At 36.7% G+C, this 15,656-nt stretch carries 12 protein-coding genes; all 12 read left to right on the forward strand.

The genetic code is table 11. The features are described from left to right. A partial coding sequence (locus QZ334_RS03685) for a PHP domain-containing protein (protein WP_295232017.1) occupies positions 1 to 730 on the forward strand: 730 nt, incomplete at its 5' end. A gap of 15 nt (positions 731 to 745) precedes the next feature. Next, the gene (locus QZ334_RS03690; protein WP_105089152.1) at positions 746 to 1,621 is read left to right on the forward strand and encodes an Asp23/Gls24 family envelope stress response protein; all 876 of its coding nucleotides are present in this window, start codon (positions 746 to 748) and stop codon (positions 1,619 to 1,621) included. Between the two features lie 8 nt (positions 1,622 to 1,629). After that, positions 1,630 to 2,946, forward strand: a complete 1,317-nt coding sequence (gene miaB / locus QZ334_RS03695; protein WP_060924636.1) for a tRNA (N6-isopentenyl adenosine(37)-C2)-methylthiotransferase MiaB — start codon at positions 1,630 to 1,632, stop codon at positions 2,944 to 2,946. A 2-nt stretch (positions 2,947 to 2,948) separates the two neighbouring features. Beyond that, entirely contained in the window at positions 2,949 to 5,582 is a 2,634-nt protein-coding gene (mutS, locus tag QZ334_RS03700) for a DNA mismatch repair protein MutS (protein ID WP_295232018.1), read from the forward strand. After that, complete coding sequence (gene mutL / locus QZ334_RS03705) at positions 5,582 to 7,645, forward strand: DNA mismatch repair endonuclease MutL (protein WP_295232020.1); 2,064 nt, start codon at positions 5,582 to 5,584, stop codon at positions 7,643 to 7,645. The genes mutS and mutL overlap by 1 nt, the downstream gene beginning before the upstream one ends. A 1-nt stretch (position 7,646) precedes the next feature. Then, complete coding sequence (locus QZ334_RS03710) at positions 7,647 to 8,459, forward strand: class I SAM-dependent methyltransferase (RefSeq protein WP_295232023.1); 813 nt, start codon at positions 7,647 to 7,649, stop codon at positions 8,457 to 8,459. Then, complete coding sequence (gene miaA / locus QZ334_RS03715) at positions 8,456 to 9,385, forward strand: tRNA (adenosine(37)-N6)-dimethylallyltransferase MiaA (RefSeq protein WP_156719097.1); 930 nt, start codon at positions 8,456 to 8,458, stop codon at positions 9,383 to 9,385. The genes QZ334_RS03710 and miaA overlap by 4 nt, the downstream gene beginning before the upstream one ends. Next, positions 9,382 to 10,620 carry an aminotransferase class I/II-fold pyridoxal phosphate-dependent enzyme gene (locus tag QZ334_RS03720; RefSeq protein ID WP_295232025.1) on the forward strand — a complete coding sequence of 413 codons (1,239 nt, stop codon included), beginning with the start codon at positions 9,382 to 9,384 and terminating at the stop codon, positions 10,618 to 10,620. Before miaA ends, QZ334_RS03720 begins: the two co-directional genes overlap by 4 nt. A gap of 199 nt (positions 10,621 to 10,819) precedes the next feature. After that, the gene (gene mnmA, locus QZ334_RS03725) at positions 10,820 to 11,881 is read left to right on the forward strand and encodes a tRNA 2-thiouridine(34) synthase MnmA (RefSeq protein ID WP_156719099.1); all 1,062 of its coding nucleotides are present in this window, start codon (positions 10,820 to 10,822) and stop codon (positions 11,879 to 11,881) included. A 38-nt stretch (positions 11,882 to 11,919) separates the two neighbouring features. Then, positions 11,920 to 13,719: a translation elongation factor 4 gene (lepA, locus tag QZ334_RS03730; RefSeq protein WP_295232027.1), complete on the forward strand. Its 1,800-nt coding sequence runs from the start codon at positions 11,920 to 11,922 to the stop codon at positions 13,717 to 13,719. 4 nt (positions 13,720 to 13,723) lie between these two features. Beyond that, positions 13,724 to 14,908, forward strand: a complete 1,185-nt coding sequence (gene hemW, locus QZ334_RS03735; protein ID WP_295232029.1) for a radical SAM family heme chaperone HemW — start codon at positions 13,724 to 13,726, stop codon at positions 14,906 to 14,908. A gap of 81 nt (positions 14,909 to 14,989) precedes the next feature. Then, positions 14,990 to 15,592 (forward strand): nitrite/sulfite reductase, encoded by a 603-nt coding sequence (locus tag QZ334_RS03740; protein ID WP_295232032.1) that lies wholly within the window; start codon positions 14,990 to 14,992, stop codon positions 15,590 to 15,592. Positions 15,593 to 15,656: the final 64 nt, after the last annotated feature.

Consider the following 15,656-nt stretch of genomic DNA (forward strand, 5'->3'; position numbering starts at 1 on the left):
GGCTTTAACTGATCATGACGAAATTGATGGCATAAAAGCATTGCGTGCCGCTCAAAAGCAATTAGATCCGGAAAAAACTATTAAAATTATTAATGGTTGTGAATTTAGTGCTGACTATAAAGATAAATCTATTCATATTCTGGGATATCGTTTTGATGAAACAAATCAAGAATTAAAAGACTTTATTCAATATTTTAAAGCAAAACGAGAAGAACGGATTGATGAGATTATCAAACGTTGTAATAATGCTGGGTATGTTATATCGAAAGATGACTTACTTAAAAAATTTCCTAAGACGCAAGCTTATGGGCGTCCACATATTGGACAGTTATTAATTGATGGTGGTTATGCTAAGGATATTAATGAGGTATTCAAAGGTATTCTTCGAAAAGATAGCCCATGCTATGTACCTAAGGTAAAGGTTGAGGTTCCGCATATTATTGATATTATTCATAAAGCTGGTGGCCTTGCCGTTATGGCCCATCCTAAACTAGTAACTAGTGATGAATATGTAGTAGAAATGTTAGCCTATGATTTTGATGGTATGGAGGTTTACCATACTAAACATAACGATGATGATGTGAAACGATATAAAGCATTAGCTAAAGAACATAACTTGTTTATTACAGGTGGTTCTGATTATCATGGTATTCCAGGTAAAGCACCAGATCAATTTGGCGATTACTTGGTATCCGCTGAAAATGTATCAGAATTTATTAGTTTGTTATAAATAATGAGGTTGACTATGGAAGTCGTTGCATTTGTAGGTAGTAGTGGCACTGGTAAAAGCCATCGTGCGCTCGTAGTTGCTCATGAAAATAATATTGAATGTATCATCGATGATGGCATTTTAATTCATGATAATAAGATTGTAGCTGGCTTTTCTGCAAAGAAAGAATCTAGCCGATTAAAAGCTGTTCGTCGTGCTATTTTCCAAGATGAAGTACAAGTAAAATCAGTGCGTGAACAATTAGATAAAATTAATCCTAATAAGCTTATGATTATTGGTACATCCGATAATATGGTAAAGAAAATTACGAAAGCATTAGGCTTGCAAGATCCAGATCGATATATTCGCATTGAAGATGTAGCTACACCTAAAGAAATTGAAAAAGCACAACATGCTCGTCTTAAAGAAGGTAAACATATTATTCCAGTTCCAACAATGGAATTGAAACCTCACTTTAGAGGGTATTTGATTGATCCAATTAAAACCATGTGGCGTCGACGTACATTGAAAAAACAAGATCAAGATACATTGGGGCAAATTGGTTCAGAAGGATTTGAACGTTCTGTGGTTCGTCCTGCTTTCAGTTATTATGGACGACTTACCTTCGATGATGATGTAATTATCAAATTGATTCGCAATGGCTTAAAAAAAGTTGTTGGTGTTGATGAATCAAGTGTTATTTCTTTCAAAAAGAGTGACAAAGGCCAAAATGGTTTAGTTGTAGATATGGCTGTTGTTATTGAACATGGTTATCCTGTTAAACCATTGATGCAACAGGTACAAAAGTCCGTTCGAAATGAAATTGAGTATATTACAGGCATGTCTATTGAACGTATGTCTATAAAAGTTAAGAATATTATAGAAACAAAACGTAAGATTGTTAAAGTATAGGAGTTAGAATGAAGTCTTATTATATTTACACCTATGGTTGTCAAATGAATACTGCTGATTCTGAGCGCTTATCGCATCAGTTAGAATCTGTAGGCTATACACCTACAGAGGACGTAGAAACTGCAGATTTAATTTTGTTAAATACTTGTGCAGTGCGTGAGAATGCAGAAACTAAAGTCTATGGCCGCATAGGTGAGCTAATGAGACTGAAGAGAAAAAACAAAAACTTGATTCTTGCTGTTACAGGTTGTATGGCTCAGAAGAATCAAGCGGAAATGTTTAAACGGGCTCCACATATTGATATTGTCTTAGGTACTCATAATATTCAACATATTAATGAAATGATTGAAGAGGTTCAACGCGGTCATACACATCAAATCAATGTGGATATGGATAATTCTGTACTACCTGAATTGGAAGCGAAACCTAATGGCACCTTTTATGCATGGGTACCTATTATGAATGGTTGCAATAAGTTCTGTACCTATTGTATTGTTCCTCACGTTCGTGGTAGAGAGATAAGTCGTCCTGTAGAAGCCATTGTAAAAGAGGTTACTGAACTAGGTGCAAAAGGGTTTAAAGAAATCACGTTATTGGGACAAAATGTAAACTCTTACGGTTTAGATTTCAAAGATGGTACTGATTTTGGTACATTAGTTGATGCCCTCGATGGTATTCCAGGAATTGAACGTATTCGCTATATGACAAGTCATCCTCAAGATATGACTAAATCTATGATAGATGCACTTGGGCGTTCCTCTAATATCGTTACCCATTTACATTTACCAATTCAATCAGGTTCAGACCGTATTTTGAAGAAAATGAACCGTCATTATACGGTAGAACATTACAAAGAATTACTTTCTTACTGTCGTGAGAAGATTAAAGATGTAGTAGTTACTACAGATATTATCGTAGGTTTTCCAGGGGAAACAGAGGAAGATTTCCAAGCTACATTACAATTGTTAAAAGATGTACGCTATGATATGGCTTATACATTCATTTATTCTAAACGTTCTGGAACGCCAGCAGCGACTATGGATGATCAAGTTCCAGAAGAGGTTAAACGTGTACGTTTACAAACATTGATGGATGTGCAAAATGAAATCTCTTATGAACTAAATAAACCTATGGAAGGGCAAGTGTTTGATATTATTGTAGAGGGGCCAAGTCCTCGTGATGAAGATATGTGGTTTGGTCGCACATCGGGCAATAAAATGGTATTATTCCCGAAAGACGACTCTTTATCAATTGGCGAAACCGTACCAGCCTATATTGATAAAGCACAAACTTGGGTTTGCTACGGTACAATACAAAAGGGGTAAGTATGGCAAAAAAGCAAACACCTATGATGGAGCAGTATTTAGATATTAAATCTAGATATTCTGAAGAATTACTGTTCTTTCGTTTAGGTGACTTTTATGAATTATTTAATGATGATGCATTAATTGCGTCTCGTGAACTTAATATAACCTTAACCGGTCGCCCAACAGGAGATGAGGAACGCACACCGATGTGTGGCGTTCCTTTTCATGCTGCTGAAAGCTATATAGAAACTTTGGTAAAAAAAGGCTATAAGGTTGCTATTTGTGAACAATTAGAAGACCCTAAAGCAGTTAAGGGCATCGTTAAGCGTGACGTTATTAAGGTCATTACACCAGGGACTGTAATGACTGAAAATGGTAATGATGCACGGTCAAATAACTTTTTATCGTTATTTTATATGGTAAAAGATGCATGGATACTTGTATTTTCTGATGTATCTACAGGGGAAGTTATTTGGCATCGCATTACTGATTGTGAAAAACGAAGCGATATGTTTGATGCTCTCAGCATGTATCGTCCAAGTGAAATTATATTGCCTGAGGGAACAGTATTACCGCAAGATATAAAAGACTTTATGGATAATCAATTCAGTAATATTGTATTATCTCCATTTAGTACATATCATACACAGCGCGAAGTAGCGGAAAAGTCTGTTACTCACTTTGGTGATCTAGGTCTCATGGAAGAGGATGTATGGGAAGCTTTGGGCTATATGCTCTTATATTTAGAGGATATCATTAAGTCTGAAATTTCTCACATTAACTATGTTCATCAATTGAGTGTCGGAAATCGTTTGATTTTAGATACATCTTCTTTGCGTCATTTAGAGATTACTCATAACTTACGTGATGGTGGTCAAAAAGGTACATTACTTGATGTACTTGATCGTACGTTGACACCAATGGGTGCACGTCTATTAAAACAATGGCTCGAAAGTCCATTGACGGATGTTAATCAAATTCAGCGTAGACAAGCCGCTGTAGCAGAACTGATTACACGTGGTGCAGAACGTTCCCATATCCGTAGCTTACTGGATTGCATTTATGATTTTGAGCGTATTGTAGGGCGTGTAGAAACTGGATCTGTGTCCCCAAGGGACTTAACAGCACTTCGTGAATCATTAGCTGTTTTACCAGATATTAAAAATGTATTAAGTACATGTGCCAGTTTATCATTAACTTCTATCAATGATCGTATTCAAGATCATAAAGATATATATGATCTATTATGTCGTGCTATTGCTGATCAGCCTGCACTGACATTAAAAGAGGGTCGAGTTATTAAAGATGGTTTTAATCCGGATTTAGATGAACTACGTTCATTGGCTACGAATAGCGAACAATGGTTAGCCAAGATGGAAGCTGATATTAAAGAGGCTACCGGTTTATCTAAAATTAAAACTGGCTATAATAAAGTGTTTGGTTACTATTTCGAAGTATCTCATAGTAAATCTGAACAAGTACCGGATTATTTCATTCGAAAACAAACCTTAGCCAATGCAGAGCGTTATATTACACCGGAATTAAAAGAGTTTGAAATCAAAATTCTCAGTGCTAAAGACAAGATAATCGCATTAGAACATGAACTATATCAACAATTACGAAATGATATTAAACTCGTTATAAAAGATGTACAAGAGACAGCTCGTGCTCTTGCTGAGCTTGATGTATTAGCTTCCTTAGCACTTGTAGGCTATGAAGAGAATTATATTTGTCCTACCATTGTAATGAATGGACAAATTAATATTCGCGATGGTCGTCATCCTGTTATTGAAAAATTCTTAAAACGTGAGGTCTTTGTACCGAATGATATCGTTTTAAATCATGATGATGAGGAGTTCTTGCTCATTACAGGACCTAACATGGCCGGTAAATCAACGTATATGCGTCAAGCGGCAATTTTAATGATTATGGCTCAAATTGGTTCCTTCATTCCTGCTCGTGAAGCATCTATTTCACCTGTAGATCGTATCTTTACGCGCGTAGGTGCAAGCGATGATATTTCTACTGGTCAAAGTACGTTCATGGTAGAAATGAAAGAGGTAGCATATATATTAGAAAATGCCACACACAATAGCTTGATTATTCTCGACGAAATAGGTCGTGGTACGAGTACCTTTGATGGATTGAGTATTGCCCAAGCTGTAGTTGAGCATATTTGTAAGCATATTCATGGTAAAACATTATTTGCTACACATTATCATGAGCTAATCTGTTTAGAGGAAAGCTATAGTAAATTAAAGAATTATACTGTTGCAGTAAAAGAAAAAGGTAAGGACGTTGCATTCTTGCGACGCATCATTAAAGGTGGTGCAGATCGTAGTTATGGTATTCATGTAGCCAGATTAGCTGGCTTACCTAATTCTGTACTAAAACGAGCAGAAGTGATTTTAGAATCCTTAGAAGACCAAAGTCATGATGCTAGTGATTTAAACAATCGTGTTGTAGGAGGTCAATCCACTAATGTAGTTAAACCAGCCGCTAAACAGGTTAGTGATTCTCCACTAGGTAACTTATTTACTCATTCAGTAGTTGATAGCTTGCTAGAAGTAGATGTAATGAGTATGACACCTATAGAAGCATTAAATAAATTATATGAACTACAAGAGGAGGCTCGTAAAGGAGGCGGGAAATAATGGCAACCATTCATGTATTGGATGAAACCACAATCAATAAGATAGCTGCTGGTGAAGTTGTGGAACGTCCCGCATCAGTTATTAAAGAGCTCATTGAAAACTCCATTGATGCGTCCGCCACTAATATTGAGGTTGAAATCGGCGATGGCGGTGTAGCTTACATGAGGATTACCGATAATGGTATCGGTATGACAGAGGAAGATGCACGCCTTGCAATTTTACGTCATGCTACCTCTAAAATACAACAGGTAGAGGATTTATTTGATATAGCATCCCTCGGCTTTCGTGGTGAGGCTTTGGCTAGTATTGCCTCTGTATCTCATTTCTCTTTGACTACACGTAAAGCTGACTCAGATTTGGGCACTCGTATTACCGTAGATGGTGGTACGTTCACCGATTGTATTCCTTATGGTGCGGCACCTGGTACGACAATTGAAATTAGAGATTTGTTTTATAATACGCCAGCCCGTCGCAAATTTTTGAAAACAGAGCGTACCGAATCTTCTAAAATTCAAGATATTGTAGGCAAACTGGCCCTTAGTAACCCCCATATTTCTTTTAAACTCATCGTAGATGATCGTGTGGCTATTATTACTCCTGGAAATGGCAATATTGGTGATACGGTAGCCGCATTATATGGCTATAAAACGAAAGATGATATTTTCACTGTTGCTTATGAAAGTGACTCTATTTATATCGATGGTGTAGTGAGTAAACCAACACTTCTTAAAAGTACAAGAATTTGGCAAACTATTATCGTTAATAACCGTGTTATTTCCGATAAAACAATAATGAAGGCTATCGATAATGCTTACCATGCATTATTACCTAAAAACGGTCATCCTTTAGTGGTACTTAATATTACTGTACCTGCTGGTATGGTTGATATTAACGTTCATCCACGAAAGAGTGAAGTAAAATTCTCAGATGATAAGATAATATTTAAAGCTGTTTATCATGGTATTTTAAACGCCTTAAATAATCCTCTCCATGAGCGATACGAACGAGAATCATCTTCTTATATAAATGGCACAATTAATAATGGAGCTGATTTCCGCAATAACGAAACCAATAGTAATGACGTAAATACTAACAGGAATGCTACAGTTACTAATTCTAGTTCTTATGGTAGTTTATCTCATCATGGCAATAGTACATATGATTCGTATAGAATACCTTCTGTTGTACAAGATGAGATACAGTCTGCTGAGCATATAGCTACTGCGGTAGATTATGACAAAGTATTTGGTAGTCGCCGTACTAAAGGATACGAAGTCATGCGCGGTGAGACTACACAGTTTGTAGAGAGTCTTAAAACTAAGGGTTTTACACCACCTCCGCCAAAGGCTACTTATGAACAGTCGTCCTTTACAGACGAAAGCTTCGATGCTGTTCCTACTGAATATACTAGTTATACGAAGGAAGACGTTGATAAATTTAAGTCTTTAGCTCAAGATATTCGTAAAGAAAATACAGAGGAGCGTACTATTCAAAATTCTGGATTCTTACCTATGGGGCAAGTCGCTTCTTGTTATATTTTGGCTAAAAAGGGTGATGATCTCTACATAATAGACCAACACGCAGCTCATGAACGTGTACGTTATGATAAACTTTGTAAGTCTTCTGAATCCATTCCTATGCAATCTATTCTGGTGCCTCAATATAGTGAGGCTACAGATGATGAAATGAATTTGGTAGAGGAAGAGCGTGAAACCTTACTAGATCTTGGATTTGATGTAGAGTTAGGTGGTCCTACGAAAATTAAATTGGTAGGGGCTCCTGTAGATTTAGTAGAGTCAAAGGCTTTTGAAATTCTCCAATATGTATTTTCTTACTTACACGAACACCAACAGCCTACCAAGGCTCAGTTACGTCATGAAATGCTAGCGTATGCATCTTGTAGAGGAGCCATTAAGGCAGGTCATAATTTAAATATGTATCAAATGACTACCTTAATTGAGGATCTCTTTAGTACAGAGAAACCGTACGTATGCCCTCATGGTCGTCCAACGATAATCAAGTTTACACCTGATGAATTAGGTAAATTATTCTTACGGTCTTAATATGAATATACTAACGACATCTCAAAAATCTAATGAGGCCATTCAGGAGGAAGCCAAAGCACTGGCTTCCTCTATGCATATGACATATATTAAACGAGGTAAAACATCGATACCAGCCTTATTCGGTAAGTATCAATGCGAATATATTGCGGTTCTTGCTGGTTCTGGATTAACTATTCATTTCCCAGAAAATCAACAACATACCTTTCATTTGTCTATGGCTCAATTACGTATATTACGTTTACAACGCGGTGAAGGAGATCATCTAGTTAATGCGGTACAAGTCATATTAGATAAAAAGGGATTATCTAATAAAGATAAATTTACGTTTTTAGATTGTACAATTGGCCTTGGTAGTGACAGTATGGTAGTGAGTTATGGTTACCCACAAGCTCAAATAACTGGTCTAGAAGGGGCTTTACCTATATGGCTTGCTACTAGTCATGGTTTAGCTCATTATATTCATAGTGAGGATAGTGTAACGAATGCATTGCGACGTATTAAAGTAAATCATGATACCTTTGAGCACTATTTACCAAACCTACCAGACAATAGTATTGATATTATTTATTTTGATCCTATGTTTGAAGTTCCTGTAGAGGAAAGTCCTCAATTCAAACCTCTTCGAGGACATACTGTGGAAAGTCATATAGATGATAAAATCATGGCACAGGCTATGCGTGTTGCCACGTATGGTATTATTATTAAAGAACGACCATTTAGTTCGGTCTTTCAAAACTATCCACCGCATCAATGGGTGGGCGGAAAATATAGTCGTATAGGCTATGGTGTATATATGAAGGAGTTAATGTGAATCCCTTAATTACCATTGTTGGACCAACGGCAGTAGGCAAAACAGATCTTACCTTAGACTTAGCAGAACAGCTACATGCTGAGGTTATTTCTGGTGATGCTTACCAAGTATATAAACAACTCAATATTGGTACCGCTAAACCATCGGCGGATGAACTTAAGCGTGTGAAACATCATCTTATCGATATATTAGAACCAAATGATTCATATTCAGTGTCTATTTTCCAAAATCAAGCTAAAGAGATAATTGGTAGACTAAATGACAGGAATATTCTACCTATTCTGTCTGGTGGTACCGGGTTATATGTTCAATCGTTATTAGAAAACTATAACTTTAATGACGTTAAGCCTGATGAAGATTTACGATTAGAACTAGATGAGCTATTTAATACTAAAGGTATTGATGGTTTACGAGAATATGCTTTCACATTAGGAAGAAAACATAATATAGAAATTCAATATAGTGATAAGCATCGTTTGTATCGAGCTATTGAAATATTGCATCATGGTGATATAGATTCGTTACGTAATCAGACTAAAGATGGCATATCTTATAAAGGGCCTGTTATCGGTCTTATGAGAGATCGTGATCAGTTATATGAACGCATTAATTTACGCGTTGATATGATGTTTGATGCAGGTTTGATTGAAGAGGTTGAGCAACTTGTTAAGTCCGGTGTAAATCCTGATTGCCAAGCCTTTAAGGGGATTGGTTATAAAGAGGTTGTAGACTATATAAATGGCACTATTAACCTTGATGAATGTAGAGATTTGATCAAGAAAAATACTCGTCACTTCGCAAAGCGACAAATCACTTGGTATAAGCGCATGCCATATATTGAATGGATTCATATTGATAATAATACATCTAAAGATTTTATATTTAATAAAGCTATGGAATTAATTCGTAGAGAAGGATTAGCATGACATTAGAAGAAATACGTAGTAAAGCCCTTGAGATGGCTGAACCTGAATTTAAAAAGTTTGAACCTATTGCATTAGCCAATACAAAAAAGGTATTAGAAGCCTTTAAAGAGTGCCAAGTATCTGACTATCATTTTACAGGTACTACGGGCTATGGTTATAACGATGTGGGCCGTGAGAAGTTAGACGAAGTATTCGCTTATGTATTTAAAGGTGAAAAAGCCATCGTTCGTCCTCATTTTGTATCTGGTACTCATGCACTAGCAACAACTCTTATTGCATTAATGGGTAATGGATCTAAAGGTACGGAGTTTATCTATGCAGTAGGGGCTCCTTACGATACGATGCAATCCGTAATTGGTGCTGCTCGTGAAGTACGTGGTTCTTTAGTAGAAAAAGGCTTTACTTATACTGAGGTACCATTGAAAGATAATACCTATGATGTTGAAGCTATTGCTAACGCCGTTAATGATAATACGCGAGTAGTAGTGATTCAACGCTCTCGTGGTTATAGTACGCGTGAACCGTTATCTATTGCAGATATTAAGATTATTGTAGATGCTGTAAAAGCTAAAAACTCGAATACTATTTGTTTCGTAGATAATTGTTATGGTGAGTTTACAGAGCTTCAAGAACCTTTAGAAGCAGGCGCAGATATTATGGCTGGTTCTCTCATTAAGAATGCTGGGGGCGGTTTAGCACCAACAGGTGGCTATATCGTAGGTCGTGAAGACTTAGTTGAAGATGCAGCGTACCAACTCACTGCTCCTGGACTTGGTGATCATATGGGCTCTTATGCGCCTGGTTACCGTTTATTCTTCCAAGGGTTGTTTATGGCTCCTCACGTAGTATTACAAGCTCTTAAAGGGGCCGTATATACGGCTGCAGTAGGTGAATTGTTAGGGTATGATGTATTCCCTAAGGTAAATGCTGATCGCTATGATTTAATTCAAGCTATTAATCTAAAAAATGGAGAAGAAATGGAGCACTTCTGTGTAGGTATGCAAGCATATTCTCCTGTAGATGCTCACGTACATCCTATTCCTGGTGATATGCCTGGGTACGAAGATAAAATCATCATGGCTGGTGGTACCTTTGTACAAGGCTCTTCTATTGAATTAAGTGCAGATGGTCCTGTTCGTCCTCCGTATACGATTTTCATGCAAGGTGGACTTGTATTTGAACATTCTATGCTCGGTATTCTAGGAGCCGCTGAAGAGCTTTTAAAACATAGATAATTCTTTGAATCCCTTTTGTTATGAGAAAGGGATTCTTTTTATTTCAAATCTTTTCAATATACCTAATTCTAGGCTATAATATAAGTTGCTATAATTTCATAGCAATACTACTCGGACTTTTACACCGAACTAGTGTTTTACACGTCAGGCTTTCACCCTGATTAGTTTTATGATCAAGAGATCATTAAAAGGAGAAAGTATGGAAAAAGTTATCGCTGTAGCTATGAGTGGCGGCGTAGACAGTTCTTTAACTGCTGCAATGCTACTAAAACAAGGCTATAAAGTATTTGGTATTACCCTATGGCTGTGGGTGAGTGGTACACCTTATGATTCAGTGCCTCTCGCTGTAACAGATGCTAAGAAGATGTGTGATTTTCTTGGTATTGAGCATCATGTTATCGATGCTCGCGATGTATTCTACGATAATGTAGTAGATTACTTTGTAAAAGAATATGCCTATGGTCGTACACCAAATCCTTGTGTATTTTGTAACAAAAATATCAAGTTTGATTTGATGCTCAACCGTGCTCTTGAACTTGGTGCCACACATATGGTTACAGGCCATTATGCACAGGTTAATTATAATGAACAAACAGGTTTATATGAGTTACATAAAGGTGTTGATCCTACAAAAGACCAAAGTTATGTTATGTACAATATGAACCAACGCATTTTGAGTCACCTCATGTTCCCACTAGGTGGTCAATGTAAGACTGAAACACGTAAGTTAGCTGCTGAATACGATTTACCAGTAGCTAAAAAACCAGATAGTGTAGATATTTGTTTCTTGCCTCACGGTAACTACCAAAAACTCGTAGTAGAAGAAATGAAGGATAAACCAAAGTCTGGTAATATCGTTACTGAAGATGGTGAGGTATTAGGTAAGCATAATGGCTTATTTAATTACACTATTGGCCAACGTAAGGGCCTTGGAATTGCATATAAGCATCCATTATATGTAATTGGCTTTAATGGTGAACGCAATGAAGTCATTGTAGGTTCTAATGATCGACTTTTTACGAATCGTATGATTTGTAAGTTCTATAATTTCCTGGATGATACGATTCATAAAGAATTAAAAGCAGAAGGTAAAATTCGCTATGCAGCAAATCCTTCACCTTGTACTGCACGTATCTTAGATGATGATACGATGGAAGTTATCTTCGAAGAACCACAACGGGCTATTACACCAGGTCAGTCCGTAGCCTTTTATAATGGCACTCAACTATTAGGAGGTGCTGTTATCGATCGCGTATGTTAGAAAGGAGAATACAAGTTCCTTGAACTTGTTTACATAGTATGTCAACGAAAAAGATTAGAAACTTCTGTATTATAGCTCATATTGACCATGGTAAATCTACCATCGCCGACAGATTAATTGAATATACTGGCACATTACAAAAACGAGAAATGGAAGCGCAAGTCCTAGACTCCATGGATTTGGAACGAGAACGTGGTATTACTATTAAAGCGCAATCTGTTCGAATTTTGTATAAAGCACAAGATGGAGAAGAGTATACTTTAAACCTTATCGATACTCCTGGCCATGTGGATTTCAGCTATGAAGTATCTCGTTCTCTTGCAGCTTGTGAAGGTGCATTACTAGTAGTAGATGCTGCACAAGGTGTAGAGGCTCAAACGTTGGCGAATGTGTATCTCGCTTTAGAACATGATCTTGAAATTATTCCTGTTATCAATAAAATAGATTTGCCTTCTGCCGATCCTGATCGGGTTAAACATGAAATTGAAGATATCATTGGTTTAGACGCATCAGAAGCAGTATTATGTTCTGCTAAATCTGGCATTGGCATTCCAGATATTTTAGAAGCCATTGTAAATAAGGTGCCTGCACCACCAGATAAATCTGATGAACCAACAAGAGCATTGATTTTTGATAGCCGCTTTGATGCTTATAAAGGTGCTATTGCTTATGTGCGCGTAAAAGAAGGTACTATTAAAACAAAAGATACCATTCGCATGATGCATGATAATAAGGATTTTGATGTAACAGAGCTCGGTATCTTTACACCAAATCTTGTGCCTGTTCAGGAATTACCATGTGGTTCTGTAGGTTGTATTGCGGCAAGTATTAAGAATGTAGCAGACTGTCACGTAGGTGATACGGTAACATTAGCTGATAATCCTGCACCAGAACCATTACCAGGTTATCGTAAGGCTGTATCTATGGTATATTGTGGTCTCTATCCGACAGAGTCTAAAGATTACGAAAATCTTCGTGATGCATTAGAAAAATTACAGCTTAATGATGCTGCCTTAGAATATGAAGCTGAAACATCCTTGGCATTGGGATTTGGTTTCCGTTGTGGCTTCCTTGGACTTTTACATATGGACGTTATTCAAGAACGGTTAGAGCGTGAATATAACTTATCCCTTATTACAACAGCTCCATCTGTAAACTACAAGGTTTATAAGACGAATGGGGAAATGCTTGAAGTGGATAACCCTGCTAAATTACCACCACCAACTGAAATCGATTACATTGAAGAACCATATGTAAAAGCTACTACAATTGTGCCTAAAGACTTTGTTGGTACTATTATGGAGTTATCTCAAGATAAACGTGGTGAATATCAATCCATGGAATATTTGGATGAAACACGTGTATCCGTTGTGTATCACTTGCCTTTGAGTGAAATTATTTACGACTACTTTGATAAATTGAAATCCGCTACAAAAGGTTATGCATCTCTTGACTATGAGTTGATTGGGTATAAACAATCTCCAATGGTTAAGATGGATATTTTGTTAAATGGTGATCCTGTGGATGCGTTGTCTATTATCGTACATAAGGACCGTGCTGCTACACGTGGTCGTGCGTTAGCTGAAAAATTAAAAGAATTGATTCCTCGTCAAATGTTTGAAATTCCAATTCAAGCAGCGGTGGGCACGAAAATTGTGGCTCGTGAAACCGTAAAGGCTTGGCGTAAAGACGTTTTAGCCAAATGTTATGGTGGCGATATTTCTCGTAAACGTAAACTCTTAGAAAAACAAAAAGCCGGTAAGAAACGCATGAAGTCAGTGGGCTCTGTAGAGATTCCACAAGAAGCATTCATGGCTATTCTCAAGGTTGAGGACTAATATAATGAAAACAGATTCTAATACTTTGAATCTGTCTACACTTGGGGATATGGGCTTGTATGTCCATATCCCTTTTTGTAAACAGAAATGTATGTACTGTGATTTTCCTGCCTATCAAAATTTACAAGATTATTATGAAACCTATGTATATGCCTTAGTACAAGAGATTGATCTTTGGGTTTCTGAACATCCTGAATCTAAAGAGCGGTCCATTGATACGATTTACTTTGGTGGTGGTACGCCTACTGAATTATCAATTCAACAGCTACAGATGATTGTAGATAAAATAAAAAGTACTTTTACTATCGATGAAAACTGTCATATGACTATCGAATCTAATCCTGGGGAAGTAGATTTACAGTATCTAACTAAGTTAGTTAAACTAGGCTTTAATCGCATTAGTTTTGGCGTTCAAACCTTTGATGATAAGGCGCTTACTATGTTGCATCGTAGTCATGATGGAGAAAAAGCCATACAAGCCGTATATGATGCTAAAGAGGCTGGATTTACAGATATTAATATTGATTTAATCTATGGCTTGCCACGACAAACCTTAGAGGATATTCAGCATAATTTAAATATTCTAAAAGATTTACCGATTAATCATATTTCTACGTATGGTTTACAAGTTGAGGTATGCACTTATTTATATCATTTAGTACAAAAGAACTTGATCTCTATTCCTAGTGAAAGTATAGATGAGTCAATGTATGATACGATGATGGCTGGTTTAAAAGAACTAGGATTTGAGCGATACGAGATTTCAAATTTCGCGAAGGGTAATTCCTATAGTCGTCATAATTTAAAATATTGGCACTATGTAGATTATTTAGGATTTGGTGCAGGTGCTCATTCTTTTTATGACGGAGTTCGTCGCAGTAACAATCGTAATGTTATGCCTTATATACAAGCTGTTGATCGATATACTATGCCTACTATCGATACGGAGACTATTACGGTAGAGCGGGCCCAAGAGGATTTTTGTTTTTTAGCACTTCGTACTAAATGGGGCCTTAATGAACATACGTTTAAAAAGCGATTTGGCATATCTGTGGTTAATTTATTTGGTACTACTTTGAACGATTTAGTTAGCAAAGACCTATTAGAATATGAAAATGATAGTTATCATTTAACCTCGGAAGGGGCAAAACATGGTAACTATGTATTTAGTCAATTTATTCGTGAGTAATTTTTCACAGTTTCTCAAAATCTAATATGTTAGTATAAATAGGATGATGATGAATAAGCATGCTAGATTTGAGGAGGAACGATGAAGACATCGGTTATTTTACACGGTTTACATAATGAATTTACTTTAGACCAAATGAAGGCATGCATAGAATTAGCTGAAAAATATGGTGGATCCTTCCGTCATGTTGTAACAGGTATACAAATTACAGGTATTGAAAAAGAAGATAAGGAACAGCTTATTTCCGAATTACCTGAAGGTGTAACTACGGTTATTCATAGAGGGGTTAATTCCTTAATTGCTTGCGTTGGTAAAGGCTATTGTAAAAATGGCCAAATGGAAACAAAAGAGTTAGCTGATTATGTGGAGAGAAAACATTACGGCCGAAAAACATCACATAAGTGCAAAATTGGCATCAGTGGATGTGGTCGTAACTGTCCAGATGCAATGGTAAAAGATATTGCTTTTATTGGTACATCCCAAGGTTTTATGTTGGCTGTTGGCGGTAATACAGGTATGAGACCAGAAGCTGGCAAAATTTTGGCTAGACAGCTTACTGTAGAGCAATCTAAAAAAGCTGTAGATATTTTAGTTGATTGGTATGCGGAACATGGGGAACCACGTGAGCGTATGGGAAAACTCTTAGAACGACTTGGTAATCCATTAGAAGGTGTAGAACTATAAATTATTATATTTATAGTATTTATTGATTTATGGTTCTTTATCTGTAAACATGTAGAGACTAAAA

This window comes from Veillonella sp. (genome assembly GCF_019414865.1).
Classification (GTDB): domain Bacteria; phylum Bacillota; class Negativicutes; order Veillonellales; family Veillonellaceae; genus Veillonella.

What these genes read in the sequence shown, in the direction of transcription:
- QZ334_RS03710 (WP_295232023.1), top strand. Translation starts at nt 7,647, where the DNA reads ATGAATATACTAACGACATCTCAAAAATCTAATGAGGCCATTCAGGAG.
- QZ334_RS03740 (WP_295232032.1), top strand. Translation starts at nt 14,990, where the DNA reads ATGAAGACATCGGTTATTTTACACGGTTTACATAATGAATTTACTTTA.
- lepA (WP_295232027.1), top strand. Translation starts at nt 11,920, where the DNA reads ATGTCAACGAAAAAGATTAGAAACTTCTGTATTATAGCTCATATTGAC.
- mutS (WP_295232018.1), top strand. Translation starts at nt 2,949, where the DNA reads ATGGCAAAAAAGCAAACACCTATGATGGAGCAGTATTTAGATATTAAA.
- mnmA (WP_156719099.1), top strand. Translation starts at nt 10,820, where the DNA reads ATGGAAAAAGTTATCGCTGTAGCTATGAGTGGCGGCGTAGACAGTTCT.
- mutL (WP_295232020.1), top strand. Translation starts at nt 5,582, where the DNA reads ATGGCAACCATTCATGTATTGGATGAAACCACAATCAATAAGATAGCT.
- QZ334_RS03690 (WP_105089152.1), top strand. Translation starts at nt 746, where the DNA reads ATGGAAGTCGTTGCATTTGTAGGTAGTAGTGGCACTGGTAAAAGCCAT.
- hemW (WP_295232029.1), top strand. Translation starts at nt 13,724, where the DNA reads ATGAAAACAGATTCTAATACTTTGAATCTGTCTACACTTGGGGATATG.
- miaB (WP_060924636.1), top strand. Translation starts at nt 1,630, where the DNA reads ATGAAGTCTTATTATATTTACACCTATGGTTGTCAAATGAATACTGCT.
- QZ334_RS03720 (WP_295232025.1), top strand. Translation starts at nt 9,382, where the DNA reads ATGACATTAGAAGAAATACGTAGTAAAGCCCTTGAGATGGCTGAACCT.